Annotated in this window: 1 protein-coding gene; it reads left to right on the forward strand. The window is 64.0% G+C overall.

Translation table 11 applies throughout. The features are described from left to right. Positions 1–281, forward strand: a 281-nt coding sequence (locus EN807_RS32995; protein ID WP_246684514.1) for an efflux RND transporter permease subunit, incomplete at its 5' end; no start/stop codon positions are given. Positions 282–389 lie beyond the last annotated feature (108 nt).

A 389-nucleotide genomic window follows, 5' to 3' on the forward strand; every position in this document is an offset into this window, starting at 1 on the left:
CGGAAACCGTGCCGCACTGCAACAACAACGCCTCGGCCACCATCAATGGCGGCGCCGCGCCCGGTTATTCGTCGGGCCAGGCGGTCGCCGCCATGGAGCGGGCAGCGGCGACCGCGCTGCCCAGGGATTTCGGTTTCGAATGGACCGGCATCACCTTCCAGGAACTCAAGGCTGGATCGATCGCGTCGGTTGTGTTTGCCCTCGCCATCGTCTTCGTCTTCCTGATCCTGGCGGCGCAGTACGAGAGCTGGGCGATGCCGTTCATGGTGCTGCTGGCCTGACCGGCGAGGATTTGCTGCGGCTCAAGCTTTGGTATGGCGTGGGTGCGACATTGCCCGCTGATCGTCGCTACCGCCTGTTCGAGGAAATCAAAGCTGCCCCAAGGGCCA

It is taken from the genome of Mesorhizobium sp. M5C.F.Ca.ET.164.01.1.1 (genome assembly GCF_004792125.1).
GTDB lineage: Bacteria > Pseudomonadota > Alphaproteobacteria > Rhizobiales > Rhizobiaceae > Mesorhizobium > Mesorhizobium wenxiniae.